Annotated in this window: 14 protein-coding genes; 7 read left to right on the forward strand and 7 right to left on the reverse strand. The window is 63.2% G+C overall.

Annotation, left to right across the window (positions count from 1 at the left end; all coding sequences use genetic code 11):
- Positions 1 to 31 precede the first annotated feature (31 nt).
- The 3 genes from ACFOW6_RS16440 to ACFOW6_RS16450 all read right to left on the reverse strand — a co-directional run bounded on the left by ACFOW6_RS16440 (position 32) and on the right by ACFOW6_RS16450 (position 2,451).
- Positions 32 to 781 carry a DnaJ domain-containing protein gene (locus ACFOW6_RS16440; RefSeq protein ID WP_382423730.1) on the reverse strand — a complete coding sequence of 250 codons (750 nt, stop codon included), beginning with the start codon at positions 779 to 781 and terminating at the stop codon, positions 32 to 34.
- Positions 781 to 1,527, reverse strand: coding sequence for a VWA domain-containing protein (locus tag ACFOW6_RS16445; protein ID WP_382423516.1), 747 nt, complete (start codon positions 1,525 to 1,527; stop codon positions 781 to 783). Before ACFOW6_RS16445 ends, ACFOW6_RS16440 begins: the two co-directional genes overlap by 1 nt.
- Before the next feature lie 78 nt (positions 1,528 to 1,605).
- Positions 1,606 to 2,451, reverse strand: a complete 846-nt coding sequence (locus ACFOW6_RS16450; RefSeq protein ID WP_382423517.1) for a division plane positioning ATPase MipZ — start codon at positions 2,449 to 2,451, stop codon at positions 1,606 to 1,608.
- Between the two features lie 427 nt (positions 2,452 to 2,878).
- On the opposite strand from ACFOW6_RS16450, the gene ACFOW6_RS16455 reads away from it, so the two are divergent.
- Complete coding sequence (locus tag ACFOW6_RS16455; protein ID WP_382423518.1) at positions 2,879 to 3,883, forward strand: TAXI family TRAP transporter solute-binding subunit; 1,005 nt, start codon at positions 2,879 to 2,881, stop codon at positions 3,881 to 3,883.
- Positions 3,884 to 3,999: 116 nt separating this feature from the next.
- Positions 4,000 to 6,231, forward strand: a complete 2,232-nt coding sequence (locus ACFOW6_RS16460; protein WP_382423519.1) for a TRAP transporter permease — start codon at positions 4,000 to 4,002, stop codon at positions 6,229 to 6,231.
- Between the two features lie 74 nt (positions 6,232 to 6,305).
- On the opposite strand, the gene ACFOW6_RS16465 is transcribed toward ACFOW6_RS16460, so the two are convergent.
- The gene (locus ACFOW6_RS16465) at positions 6,306 to 6,533 is read right to left on the reverse strand and encodes a hypothetical protein (RefSeq protein WP_382423520.1); all 228 of its coding nucleotides are present in this window, start codon (positions 6,531 to 6,533) and stop codon (positions 6,306 to 6,308) included.
- A gap of 407 nt (positions 6,534 to 6,940) precedes the next feature.
- Between ACFOW6_RS16465 and ACFOW6_RS16470 the strand changes: the two genes are divergently transcribed.
- Positions 6,941 to 7,642: a CbtA family protein gene (locus ACFOW6_RS16470; protein WP_382423521.1), complete on the forward strand. Its 702-nt coding sequence runs from the start codon at positions 6,941 to 6,943 to the stop codon at positions 7,640 to 7,642.
- 26 nt (positions 7,643 to 7,668) lie between these two features.
- Here ACFOW6_RS16470 and thiE read toward each other — a convergent pair whose 3' ends face one another.
- Positions 7,669 to 8,316 (reverse strand): thiamine phosphate synthase, encoded by a 648-nt coding sequence (gene thiE / locus ACFOW6_RS16475; protein WP_382423522.1) that lies wholly within the window; start codon positions 8,314 to 8,316, stop codon positions 7,669 to 7,671.
- Positions 8,313 to 9,128, reverse strand: coding sequence for a hydroxyethylthiazole kinase (thiM, locus tag ACFOW6_RS16480; RefSeq protein WP_382423523.1), 816 nt, complete (start codon positions 9,126 to 9,128; stop codon positions 8,313 to 8,315). The genes thiE and thiM overlap by 4 nt, the downstream gene beginning before the upstream one ends.
- A 154-nt stretch (positions 9,129 to 9,282) precedes the next feature.
- On the opposite strand from thiM, the gene ACFOW6_RS16485 reads away from it, so the two are divergent.
- The 4 genes from ACFOW6_RS16485 to ACFOW6_RS16500 all read left to right on the forward strand — a co-directional run bounded on the left by ACFOW6_RS16485 (position 9,283) and on the right by ACFOW6_RS16500 (position 12,109).
- A complete protein-coding gene (locus ACFOW6_RS16485; RefSeq protein ID WP_382423524.1) occupies positions 9,283 to 9,948 on the forward strand; it encodes an orotate phosphoribosyltransferase in 666 nt (221 codons plus the stop codon).
- 43 nt (positions 9,949 to 9,991) lie between these two features.
- Positions 9,992 to 10,618, forward strand: a complete 627-nt coding sequence (locus tag ACFOW6_RS16490) for a LysE family translocator (protein WP_382423525.1) — start codon at positions 9,992 to 9,994, stop codon at positions 10,616 to 10,618.
- A 94-nt stretch (positions 10,619 to 10,712) separates the two neighbouring features.
- Positions 10,713 to 11,222: a GFA family protein gene (locus tag ACFOW6_RS16495; RefSeq protein ID WP_382423526.1), complete on the forward strand. Its 510-nt coding sequence runs from the start codon at positions 10,713 to 10,715 to the stop codon at positions 11,220 to 11,222.
- A complete protein-coding gene (locus ACFOW6_RS16500) occupies positions 11,219 to 12,109 on the forward strand; it encodes an alpha/beta fold hydrolase (RefSeq protein ID WP_382423527.1) in 891 nt (296 codons plus the stop codon). Before ACFOW6_RS16495 ends, ACFOW6_RS16500 begins: the two co-directional genes overlap by 4 nt.
- Before the next feature lie 19 nt (positions 12,110 to 12,128).
- Here the strand turns inward: ACFOW6_RS16500 and ACFOW6_RS16505 are convergent, their stop codons facing one another.
- Positions 12,129 to 13,502, reverse strand: coding sequence for an NAD(P)H-dependent oxidoreductase (locus tag ACFOW6_RS16505; RefSeq protein WP_382423528.1), 1,374 nt, complete (start codon positions 13,500 to 13,502; stop codon positions 12,129 to 12,131).
- Between the last annotated feature and the right edge of the window lie 57 nt (positions 13,503 to 13,559).

Raw genomic sequence — 13,559 nt, forward strand, 5'->3', positions numbered from 1 at the left:
TTCTTCAACTCACAACTTTTTCACGAGAAGATCAACCACGGCGCTTCAGGTGCCGCAGCAGAACCTCCTTGGCCTGGTTGATCTTGCTGGCCAGATAGGTAGAGCCTTCCGCATCCGGATGAAATTTCTGCATTAATCGCCGATGGGCGGCCCGCACCTCTGCCTCGTCGGCACCCGGATCCAGCTCGAGAATGCGCCAGGCTTCCTCCAGTGACATTTCTGCGCCGCTTTCCGGGCCCGCCCGGCCACGGCCGCTGTTGGCCCAGGACGCTTCTTCCTCTCCCTCACCGCTGCGCCAATCCTCTCCCAGCACACGCTCAAGGTAGCTTTCCAGAACGGCCGTCGATTCCTCGTCGGCGCTGCGCACCTCTTCCCAGAGAGCCTGCAGCTGTTCGTGCGTCATCTCGGACAGGCGTTGCGGTCGAAATTGCCCTTCACGCACCACCCCATCCATGTCCCCGGTATCGTGATCCAGGGTCATGCGCAGGAAGCGTGTTTCGACGGTGGAGACCTGACCCGGTGCAGAGCCGCCGCCGGGCAGCTTCAGGCGACGCAACAGGCCGGGCAAGCGGAACAGCATCGGCATGAGAAATGGCAAGGCCAGTGCAATCAACTGGCGTATGCCGCCCCAGAGCGCGAAGAGCAGCAATCCCACGCCGATCAGGGCGGCCGTCCAGATCAGGGCCGTCTTCACGCGACCTGGTGGTGCCGTGACAAACCAGCGCAGAAGGAGGTATCCCCCTACCAGAACGGTGACCGCCAGAACGATGGCACCCAGCATCACGAGCCGCGTCTGTGATCGCTCAGGCGCAGACGGTCATGCAACTGCTTTGCTGCACCTCCTTCGCGCGTCGAGCGCTCGGACAATGCCTTCAGACCCCCGCTGGCATAGACGGCGACCGCGCCCAGCAGGTCCTTGAGCTGTCGCGCCGAGCCGGCATCGAAGCGGCAGTGCGCGCCACCGGACAGCCGGGCAATCTGGTCGAAGGCTCGGGTTGCCATCGGTTCATGGCCTTCCTGGAAGATGAAGCAGGGCACGCCAACCAGCTTGAGTTCGCCAGCCAGATGACCCAGTTCGTCCACATCCTCCTCGACACAGTCCCCGATGAAAACCAGTGCGGAAACCTTCTTCTTGGCATTCTCGCTACGGGCATGTTGCAGCAGCCGCCCGATCTGCGTACGACCGGCCAGGCACTGCACGGCGGTCATGGCCTTCAGCAAGGCCTTCGGATCGGAGTGCCAACGGCTGGCCTTGCATTCCCCGAATCCCCGATAATAGGCCAGCTGTACATCCAGACCGCCCAGGTTTCCGGTCTGGCTGAACATCTCGGCCTGCAGGTCCATGGCCTGATCCCAGCTCGGCTGGCGACTGGCCGTGGCATCCAGCGAGAAGATCAGGCGACCACGCTGGCCGCCACCGCCCGTGCCTGCGGGCAGATCCCTGACCTTGCGCAGGAAACTGTCGACTTCGTTGCTGTATGACTGACCGGACGTTCCCGGTTTCGTAACGTCGCCCTTACCCGCCATGATACCTGCTCACTGTGCTGCAGCCCGATGTTTCATCCAGTCTAGATCAGCGCGGGCCGGCAGGAAATCAACATGGCATCAACTCTCCTGCGTCACGCCGATGGTCCGCAGCAACTCGCGAACCTCCTGACGTGCGGCCACGTGACTCATGGTCAGACTGCTGTGGGTCTCACGCAGATCCAGAAGCGTCAGCCCCTGGGGAAAGAGTTCACGGAAGATCACGCGCTCACCGAAGCCTGGCGCCAGGCGGAAGCCGATCCTCTGAGAGAGCTTCTCCAACAGTTGGCCAATGCGCTGCTTGTTGCGGGCATCCAGGTGCGACAGGCGGTTGCGCATGACGATCCAGTCCACCGGGCGGCCGCCCTGTCGCGCCCGCTTCTGACGCTGTTCCCAGACCATCTGGCTGTAGATGCTGGGGCCCAGGATCTTGCGTCCCTCGGCATCGAGGCGAGCCAGCAGGTCCAAATCGATGAAACTGTCATTGAGTGGACTGATCAGGATGTCGGCCAGAACATGACCCAGGCGCGAGAGATGCGAATCACTGCCGGGCGTGTCGATGATCAGGCAGTCGCAATCCTCCAGCCGGGCAACCGCGGCGTTCAGGCGCTCCTCCTCCTCGGCCCGGGCCTCTGACCCGTTATCCAGTGTTGAGCCCAGCACCTTCTCCAGCTTCGGCATCTGGAGAGACAGACCCTGGGACTCCACGAACGCAGTGCGGTTCTCGACATAGCGCGAGAGGGTTCCCTGGCGCGCATCCAGGTCGATGATGCCTACGCTTCGGCCCGCATTCATCAATGCGACGGCCAGGTGCATGGCTGTGGTGGACTTGCCCGAGCCCCCCTTCTCGTTTCCCAGGACGATATAGCGTGCCTTCGCGACATCCGCGGAAAGATTGATGGATGGATTGGCGGAAATGCTGCTCACGATCTCTGACGACTCCCCATGACTTCCCCTTTATCCGCATATCCTATATGCCGCTTCACGAAAAGGCGGCAAACATGCACTGGAACGAGATCGCTCGAATATAGCGTTGCACGGACATCCAGCAGGAAATACCCGCTAAAGCTGTATCAGTCGGCGAGCGACAGTAACTTTAGTTTGCTTTCTGCACTCACAACTGTATGTTTTTGCCATAGCTGGGTACCAAAGCTTACCGGCAGCAAGACCGGTTGCAAACAGGGAGGAACGCTGGCTGGCCTGCCACATTCGACCCGGCTCGGCCACCACGGACACTCGAAGGCGCATGCCATTCGAGCCCATTCCCGACCCCTGCAACCGGATCCTCCTTGACAGTCGGTACAGCTACGGTTGTACCCCACACCCCTGATTTGAAAAGGGAGGAACCATAGGAATGAAATTTTCATATCTCACAAAACTGGGAACCGCCAGCGCGGCTCTCGTCATGGCCAGCGCCATGGCCAGCGGAGCCATTGCACAGGACACAAGTGACTGGCCGGATTCCGTAACTGTCGGAACCGCCAGCCAGGGCGGCACCTACTTCATCTACGGGGCCGGCTGGGCCGATCTCGTGCAGGAAGAACTGGACATCCGGACGTCCTCCGAGGCCACTGGCGGCCCGGTCCAGAACATGGCGCTGGTCAATGCTGGCGACCTTGAGTTCGGCATGACCACCATGGGACCGGGCTACGATTCCTGGATCGGCGAGAACGAAATCGCACCGGGCGTCGAAATGCGTGACGTGCGGGCCCTGTTCCCGATGTACCAGACGCCCTTCCAGATCATTGCCCTTGCGGATTCGGGAATCGATTCCGTCGATGACTTGGACGGCGCAACGGTTGGTGTTGGGCCGCGCGGCGGCACGCCGGGCACCTACTTCCCGCGCTTCTTCGAACAGCTGGGCATCGATATCGAGCCGCAGTACGGGGGTGCCAGCGACCTGGGCAGCCAGCTTCAGGACGGCCTGATCGATGCCTTCGCCTTCGGCGCCGGAATCCCGATCGCGGCCTTCAGCGAGGTTGCCGCTCAGCGGGATGTGAACATCTTCTCGTTCAACGACGAACAGATCCAGACGCTGCTGGACGAGAACCCGTCCCTGGCGCCGTTCACGGTCCCCGGTGACACCTATGATGCCATCCAGGAGGACCAGGACACCGTGGCCATGTGGAATTTCGCGATTGCCAACAAGGAAATCCCGAAGAGCCTCGGCTACGAGATCATGAAGGTCGTGCTCGACAACAACGACCGCATGATGGAGGTCCACAAGTCAGCCAAGGAAACGCTGCCCAAACATTACGACAAGAACAGCTTCATGTACTTCCACCCAGGCGCGGTGCAGTACTTCCGGGAGAAGGGATACGAGATCGACGAGGATCTCATTCCGCCTGAAATGAAGTAGTAACCGATCCCGACCAGCCGGAAGCCCGCGGGCTTCCGGCTGGCTTTTTCCTTGCCGCCTGCAAACACTATAATCTCACGCATTACCATTAAGATTGTTCACCGGAAACGGCAGCGATGGCCCGAGAAGACAACGACACGCACAAGGAAGACGCCTCGAAATCCGACGTCGCGGAAACCCTGAACGTCGAGAAGATCGACGATGAAGTGGTCGTTGCCAATGAACGTGACCCGAAAAGCTGGCGCGGGTGGTTCATTTTCACAGCTTGCGTGGCCTATGCCGCCTTCCATCTGATCACACTCAACATCTTTCCCATGGAAACCTGGTCCTTCCGGATCACGCACGTCGCCGGGGCACTGGTGATCGGGTTCATCCTGATGGCCGCGCGCAAGTTCCAGGATACGGAAACCGGCGGCAACGTCGGCTGGTCACCCTCCAAGCTGGAACTCCTGCCGGGAATCGTCGGCGGCCTTCTGATCCTGGGGGCAACCCTGCTCTCTCTCTATGCCGCGCACATTGTCGTGATCCAGGGCCAGATGGCACCACCGCCCTGGGTCTGGGAATACGCCAGCATCGGCACCTTCGCCGCCTTCATTGTCGCGATCCTCAGCAGCTGGGCCTTCAAGCCGCAGGCACAGTACTTTGGCTGGTACGATGTGATCCTGGCGATCTGCAGTGTCCTGGTCTGCGTCTACCTGCTGATCAACCTGGCGGCGCTGCAATCGCGCGCGGGCGTCATGCCCACCCCGCCGGATTTCTGGATCTCGCTGACCGGCATCCTGCTGATCATGGAACTGACCCGTCGTGTTGCGGGGATGCCGCTGGTTGTCATCGCGCTGGTCTTTATCGCCTATTCCTTCCTGGGCCCCTATCTGCCCGGGATTCTCGAGCACAGCGGCTACCGCGCCGCGCGCTTCTTCACCTACATCTACACGGATAACGGCATCCTGGGCCCGACGGTTGCCGTCTCCTCGACCTACATTATCCTGTTCATCATATTCGCCGCCTTCCTGCAGGAATCTCGGGTGGGCGAGTACTTCGTGAATTTCGCCTTCGCCGTTGCCGGTCGCACGCGCGGCGGTCCGGCCAAGGTGGCGGTCTTCTCCAGCGGTCTGATGGGCATGATCAACGGGACCTCGGCCGGCAATGTGGTGGCCACGGGGTCGCTGACCATCCCGCTGATGAAGCGGGTCGGCTATCGCTCGCAGTCCGCCGCATCGATCGAAGCGGCCGCCTCCACCGGCGGACAGATCATGCCGCCGATCATGGGGGCCGGCGCCTTCATCATGGCCGAGATCACCGGCATCAAGTACACGGAACTGATGATGTCGGCCATCATACCGGCCATCCTCTACTTTGCCGCCGTCTTCCTGATGGTCGACTTCGAGGCGCAGAAGCTGGGCATGCGCGGCCTGCCCTCCTCGGCCCTGCCGCGGATGGAAGAGATTCTCAAGAAGGTCTTCCTCTTCATCCCCATCATCATCCTGATCTATACCCTGCTGTCGGGGTATTCCGTCATCCGGGCGGGCACCATGTCGCTGATCGCCGCTGTGGTGGTCAGCTGGCTGACCCAGCACAGGATGGGACCGGTGCGCATCATCTCGGCCCTCAACCGGGCCTCGCGCATGGCCATCCAGCTGATCGCGGTGTGTGCCTGTGCCGGCATCATCGTGGGTGTGATCGGCCTGACCGGTGTCGGCCTGCGCTTTTCCTCGATGCTGCTCCAGTTGGCAGATACCAGCCAGCTGCTGGCACTGGCCTTCGCCATGGTGATCTCCATCATCCTGGGCATGGGAATGCCGACGACAGCCGCCTATGCCGTTGCTGCCTCGGTCATCGCGCCGGGCTTGATCCGTTTGGGTATCGATCCTCTGACCGCCCACTTCTTCGTCTTCTACTACGCGGTCATCTCGGCCATCACACCTCCTGTAGCCCTGGCCGCCTATGCGGGAGCGGCGATCGCCGGTTCCGATCCCATGCGAACGTCGGTCACGGCCTTCAAGTTCGGTCTGGCGGCCTTCATCGTGCCCTACATGTTCTTCTATGCACCGGGCCTGCTGCTACAGGCCGAGTGGCCGGAGATCACCCAGAACATGGTCACGGCCCTGGTCGGCATCTTCCTGTTGGCCTCGGCCGTGCAGGCCTGGTACTTCGGCCACGCTCGGATCTATGTCCGGATCCCCCTGCTGATCGCCGCGATCTCTATGATTTCCGGCGGTACGTACACCGACATCTTCGGTATCGCGCTGGGGATCGGACTCTTCTTCTGGCAGAAACGCTTCGCCTCCACGGAGCCTCTGGAACAGCCGAAACAACCGGCACCTCCGCCCAGCCAACAGCAGGCATGAGCCCGGTTCCGACATAAAAAAAACCGGGAAGCCAATGGCTTCCCGGTTCACGGAAAAGACTGATAGGGGCAGGCTCAGTCTTCTTCGGATTGGTCGTAGAGATAACCGCCACCGGCACCCAACGCGCCGCCCAGAAGGGCTCCTGTCGTTGCGCTGCCGCCTGTGATCGCGCCCAGAGCCGCGCCGCCGGCCGCACCGGCCGCGCCCCCGCTCAGGGTACGCTGCTCCGTGGTGGACATGCCGGAACACCCAGCCAGGGTCAGACCGGCAATCGCTGTCAGGGCCAGAACGATCTGTTTCATTCTCCAAGCTCCTTCCTTCAGTACTATGGCAAGGATCAAATGTAATCCTGCCCATGTATCGCCTTTCCATTTGGCGGCAATAAGGCAATCTTCAAGGCAGGCTTGTACTTTTGCTACACGCCCCCGATGCCATGAAAATAAAAACAGCCACTTATACTCATTCCGCTCAGTAATGACACGTGCGTGACACAAGAAAGCCACGGGTGTTTTCGTATGAAACATTCTGCTTTTTTGTGTCACTTTTCGCCTGCTTACCCCAAGAGCGCCAACGAAAGCGTATTTCTTCTCTCCGGTGCTGCATTCCGCCACTGTGTCCTTTAAGTGCGCGCAGCCGGCAATGATTGATTCCGCCAACCCCGGAGCGTTAACCTGAAAGTCTGTAAAATGCGCCATTGAAGGAAACGCCTGTGCTAAGCCGCATTCTCATTACCGGGCTGGTCGCAGGCTCTATAGCCGGACTCGCCGTCACTGTGCTGCAGTTCGCCACTCTGATGCCCCTGGTGCATCAGGCCGAGGTCTACGAAGCTGGCCATGGCGCAAACGAGACGCTCAGCATGCACGACAATATCCTGCAGGACCGGGACCAGGCCGGTGTGTTTGGAAAAAGCCTGCTGACACTGCTGTCCAACGGCATGACCGGAATCGGATTCGGGTTGGTGATTGCCGCGGGCATGAGCCTGGTGGGCCGCCCCCGGGCCTGGCATGGCCTGCTCTGGGGTATCGGCGGCTTCCTGGCCTGGAGCCTGCTGCCTGCACTCGGCGTTCCACCTCGCCTGCCGGGCGTGGAGGAGGCTCCGCTGCTTGAGCGCCAGTCCTGGTTCCTGGCCACGGCGCTTTGCAGCTCGGCGGGACTGTTGGCCCTGGTGCTGTTGCGACCGCATTGGCTGAAACCGATAGGCCTGGCCCTGCTGGCCCTGCCACATGTCTACGGCGCTCCTGCCGTCCCGGCCGTGCAGAGCAGCATCCCGCCGGAGCTCAGCGAGCAGTTCCTGCTTGCCTCGCTCAGCACCTCAGCGGGGTTCTGGTTGTTGCTGGGAATCATTTCCAGCAGCATCTTCCGCACGCTTGCGCGCGAGCGTGTGGGGAACCTGGCCTGCGAGCCCGGTTGACGCTCCCCCTTGCGTCCCAGCGCGTTTCAGGCCGGCTTTCGGGCTTGCTCCATGGCCCGGCGCAAGCCTCGGGCGGCCGCCTCGGGATCCTCCGCGGCACAGATGGCCGAAACCACTGCCACGCCGGCCACTCCAGCAGCGACAAGGTCCGGGACATCCCCCTCCCGGACTCCACCGATCGCCACCACCGGCAGGCTAGAAGCGCGGCAGATCGCCCCCACTCCCTGTGCCGCGATCGGGGTCTTGGCATCCGCCTTGCTGGTCGTGGCATGAACCGGACCGGCACCAAGGTAGTCCACGATTCCAGGGTCGGCAGCTGCCGCGTCCTCGGGTCGCGAGCTGGACAGACCGACCAGCCGGTCGGGCCCCACGGACTGACGCACCAGTCGAGCTGACATGTCGTCCTGGCCCACATGCACGCCGGCCGCACCCAGGGCAATGGCCTCTTCCACCCGGTCGTTGACGATCAGCGGCACGCCGGCCGGTTTCAGGAGAGTCTGCATGGCCCGGCCGAGTTCCACGAACCGCTGCCTGTCGGCCGTCTTGTCACGCAACTGCACCAGGGTAACGCCGCCCTTCAGGGCACGGGAAAGCATCTCTTCCAGGGTGTGATGCCTGACATCGTCGGGCCCCATGACGAGATAGACGGACAGATCGAAATCGGGTCGCTTCATGCGTCTGCCTCCAGCCACTGAATTGCCGCGCGTTCGTCCAATTCCCCGGGATGCATGCGATAGAGTGCATTCAGCAATTCCACCCGGAAGGAGCCTGGCGCATCGGCTGCCTTGCCGGCCGTCTCACCGGCCACGGCCATGCAGGCCAGCGCGTGACCGGTGGCAGCCAGGACATCCTCTTCCACCGCCATGAAGGCAGCGGTTATGGCGGTCAGCGCACACCCGACCGCCGTGACCCGTGTCATCAGGGTATGGCCGCCGGCGACACGCAGAGCGCGCTGTCCGTCCGTGACGAAATCCTCTTCGCCTGTCACCGCCACGACAAGGCCGGTCTCGCTGGCCAGCCGGCTGGCCTCTGCTTCCACATCCGCCACGGACATCGTGGCCTCGACACCCTTGCCGGTTCCAAGCGCGTTGTTGGCCAGGGCGGCAATCTCCGAAGCATTGCCGCGCACCAGCGAAGGACGGATCTTCAGCAGGCGCATGGCGTTGTCCATGCGAAAGCGGGTGGCCCCGCAGCCCACCGGATCCAGTATCCAGGGGGTCTCGTTCCCCAGGGCCTGGACCGCCGCGCTCACGGCCGCGTCCTGCCACTCCGGCGTGAAGGTGCCGATGTTGATCGCCAGCGCCCCGGCCAGGGAGACGAAATCCTCCACCTCCTCCTGCGCATGGGCCATCACGGGCGAAGCCCCGATGGCCAGTAGGGCGTTGGCGGCCAGGTCCATGGCCACGAGATTCGTGATGTTGTGAACCAGCGGGCCACGTTGCCGGATGGCGTCCAGGCTTCGCCCAGGGGATGGGTCTGTCAGCATGCCTTTGAGCGCTCTCTTCAAGAATGTCCTGTCCGACAGATGGGCAGTCTGGCTGCCGATGAAAGGAAATGCACGCTTTTCCCTCGCCTCCGAGATTGTCCTGTCGCATCGAACAGGATATCTAGCGGGAGCGATGCAAGGGGACCGAAAGACCATGACCCAATTGACAGACCATGCCCGCCTGACCGCCGCGACCCTGCTGGAGATCGAGGCCGTGCACTTCCGTCCGCAGGAGCCCTTTACCTTCACCTCGGGCCGGCGCAGCCCGGTCTATATCGACTGCCGCAAGATCATCTCGTTTCCGCGGGCCCGCGCGGCCCTGATGGACCTGGCGGTGGAACGCCTGAGGCTGGAGGCAGGTGTCGAGGCCTTCGACGCCGTGGCCGGGGGCGAAACGGCCGGCATTCCCTTCGCCGCCTGGATCGCCGAGCGCCTCGGCTTGCCCATGGTCTACGTTCGCAAGAAGGCCAAGGGCTTCGGCCGCGACGCCCGCATTGAGGGGACCTTCCCCGAGGGCGCGCGCGTCCTGCTGGTCGAGGACCTGGCTACCGACGGCGGTTCGAAGCTGAGCTTCGTCGAGGCCCTGCGCGAGGCCGGAGCCAAGGTGGCGCACACCTTCGTCATCTTCCACTACGGCATCTTCCCGGAAGGCATCGCCCAACTGAGGGCACAGGGCGTGGAGTTGCACGCACTCTGCACCTGGCACGAGGCGCTGCAGGTAGCCGCCGAGCGCAAGTACCTGGATGAGGCCGGCATCCGCGAAGTGGAGTCCTTCCTGAACGACCCCGACGGCTGGTCAAGCGCACGCGAGGAGGCGTGACTCGCCCCGGCCGGAGTCCACATCGCTCATTTTGAACAGGCCCATGTCCGAGAGCATCCAGCTGACACTGATCCTGGGCACAGCCCTGATCGCCTCACTCAGTCCCGGCCCAACGACCCTGGCCATCGCCAGCACCTCCATGACCTGCGGGCGCAGGTTCGGCCTGGCGCTGGCCTCGGGCGTCATGACCGGCTCGTTGCTGTGGTCCGTCAGTGCCGCATTCGGGCTGGGCGCGATCATGCTGACCAATGCCTGGGCATTGGAAATCCTGCGCTATCTCGGTGCGAGCTATCTTGTCTACCTGGCTGCCATCGCGGGGCGCAAGGCGATGACGGCCCGTGAGCCTCAGACGAACACACTGCCCTCGACCTCCCTCGGCCGTGCCTATGGCAAAGGCCTGGCCATCCATCTGACCAATCCGAAGGCCGCCCTGTTCTTCGGCTCGCTCTACTCCATCGCCATTCCCTCCGGCGCCACGCTGCAGGACCTGATCCTGGTGATCGCCGCAATCGGGCTCCAGAGCTTCCTGGTCTTCCACGGCTATGCCTTGCTGTTCTCGATTCCGCCGGTGGTCCGTGGCTACCTGCGCCTGCGCCGCTGGTTCGAGGCCTTCTTCGCGCTGGCCTTCGCCTCGGCCGGCATCAAGGTCCTGCTGACGCGCGTGGCCTGAGACTTGTGGAATGGCCATGGCTGGCCAAAGGCCGGCACAGCGGAGTACTCTGGTCCTTCCATGGGTCAGGACAATGATCGGGGGATAACGGGATATGAGCCAAGCGGAAAATCCAGAGAACCTCGAGGGTGGCTGTGCCTGCGGCGCAGTGCGCTATCGCATGGCAGGCCCGCCCCTGTTCGTGCACGGCTGCCATTGTCGCTGGTGTCAGCGGGAAACCGGCAGCGCGCTGGCCATCAACGCCATGATCGAGAGCGAGCGCGTGGAGCTCCTGCAAGGTGGCCCGCTGCTCATTGATACGCCCTCGGAAAGCGGCAAGGGCCAGAAGGTCATCCGCTGTCCGAACTGTCACGTCGCGCTCTGGAGCCATTATGCCGGCGCCGGCGACAAGGTTGCATTCCTGCGTGTCGGCACCCTGGACGACCCCGACCGCTTCCCGCCCGATATCCATATCTTCACAGAGTCCAAGCAGCCCTGGCTGCCTCTGCCCGATGACGTTCCCGCCATGCCCCAGTACTATCGCCGCAGCCAGCACTGGCCGCCCGAAAGCCTCGAGCGCTGGGAGGTACTTCGCAGCAAACCTGGCATGAAGGCAGACCGATGAAGCGGATCGTGGCCGGGGATCTCGAAGTCGCTTACCTGGACCAGGGGCCACGGGACGGCTTTCCGGCTGTCCTGCTGCACGGTTTTCCCTACGATGTTCATGCCTACGACGAGGTGGTTCCCCGCCTCGCCGAAAAAGGCATCCGCTGTATTGTTCCCTACCTGCGCGGCTATGGGCCGACACGCTTCCTGTCTGCAGACACGCCCCGCTCGGGCCAGCAGGCCGCGCTGGGAAACGACCTGCGGGCACTCCTGGACGCACTCGACATCCCGCGGGCCATCCTGGCCGGTTACGACTGGGGCGGCCGGGCCGCCTGCGTCGTGGCCGCTCTCTGGCCGGAACGCGCCCGGGGGCTGATCAGTTGCGGGGACGGATACAACATCCAGGACATTGCCAACGCGGGGATGCCGGCCGCGCCGGAACAGGAACGGCGCTTCTGGTACCAGTACTATTTACACTCCGAACGCGGCCGTGCCGGCCTGGAACAGAACCGCCGGGCCCTGACGCACCTGCTCTGGGAGCTCTGGTCGCCGACCTGGCGCTTCGACGCGGAAACCTTCGAACGCAGCGCCGCCGCCTTCGACAATCTGGACTTCGTCGAGGTGGTGATCCACTCCTATCGGCACCGTTATGGGCTGGTTCCCAGTGATCCAGCTCTGCAGAGCCTTGAAGCTCAGTTGGCCGACCAGCCCGCCATCACCGTACCTGCCATTGTCCTCGAAGGGGCCGACGACGGTGTCGACCCGCCCGCTGAGTTGGATCGCCACGCATCGCATTTCACGGGCAGTTATGAACGCCGCATCATCCCCGGTACCGGCCACAACCTGCCCCAGGAGGCCCCGGATGCTTTCGTCCGGGCCATCTGCGATCTGAGCGGTAAGCGTTGAGAAGGCTGGATAGGCGCTTCTAGACCGCCGTCTCCAGCCGCTTGCCAAACATCTCTTCCATGTCGCGGCGGACATTTACCGCATCTCCATCCGGGACCTCGACGTCCTGCCAGACAACAATTTCACCCTCGGCAACCGCACGCTTGAGAGTCACGCCATGCGCCAGCCCGATGGGCAAGCCGCCCCTGGAGAGCGAATCGCTGGCCCGCATCAGGCGGCCCCAGACGGTGTAGCCGCCCTCTCCGTCCAGCACCTCACCGGCGGTGAGCGCGCGCTTGGCCACGGCCACGACGTCCGAGTTGAACGCCTCTGAGGTGCCGGTTGGCTCGCCGCGCAGGGCGGCGTTGGCGACACTGACGGGCAGTTCCAGCCCGATCAGGTGGGTGGGGCGGAACAGCGTGGCATATCGGCCGGACGGATCCGTGACCACCTGGTACTCGCGGAAACAGCGGCGCACATAGTCCGCACCGATTCCTGCGTCGTCCATCGCCTCGAAGGTCACATAGACACCCCAGCGCAGGTCACCGAAGACATGGCGGCCGTCCCGTTCCTCGCTGGACACCACCTCGACCATCCCCGCCTGTTCGAGCACACCGCCGTGATCGCGCGGCTTCAGCACCTTCGGCAGGTCGTGGACGCCCACCGGCGGGAACAACAGGCCGTCTTTCGGCGCCGTCAGGCCAGCGGCGTTGGAGACGGCGGCCATCTCGATGCCCGACTTCGTCCCGTCCAGGAAGGAATTGAACATCTGCGGGTTCATGCCACCCTTTTCCGCCTCTTCCGGCGACAGGCCATAATGCTCCCACACCGTATCAGGCGTGGAGGCATGATAGCCTGGGAGATACTTGGTGCCCTTGCCGGCCGCCACCACGCGGAAGCCGCAGGTGCGCGCCCAGTCGATCATCTCACAGATCAGCGCCGGCTGGTCGCCGTAGGCCATGGAATAGACCAGGTCTGCCTTGCGGAACTGCGCGGCCAGATAGGGTCCGGCCAACACGTCGGCCTCGACGTTCACCATCACCATGTGCCGGCCCTGCTCGGCAGCCAGCAGGGCATGCTGCAGGCCCGCCGTGGGATGGCCCGTGGCATCGATGACCACGTCCAGGCCATCCGCACGGATCAGCGCCTCGCCATCGTCGGTGATGCAGGTCCGTCCGCTGTCCCGCGCCTCCTCGAAGCTCGAGGTGACCACGGCCTCCACATCCCAGCCCGTGCTGGCCAGCGCCGAGCGCGCACGATCCGGGGAGAGATCGGCGATGCCGAGAATCTGCATCCCCGGAATGACCCGCGCCTGGGCCAGGAACATGGAGCCGAACTTGCCCGCCCCGATCAGGCCGACGCGAATCGGTCGGCCTTCCGACTGGCGGCGCTGAAGCATCGAATAGAGATTCATGGAACCATCCCCTGAAATGGAAAGAACGAGAGTCGTCCAGAGCCTGTGCCTGCCAGC

Source organism: Fodinicurvata halophila, from assembly GCF_042651425.1.
Lineage (GTDB): Bacteria > Pseudomonadota > Alphaproteobacteria > Kiloniellales > DSM-21159 > Fodinicurvata > Fodinicurvata halophila.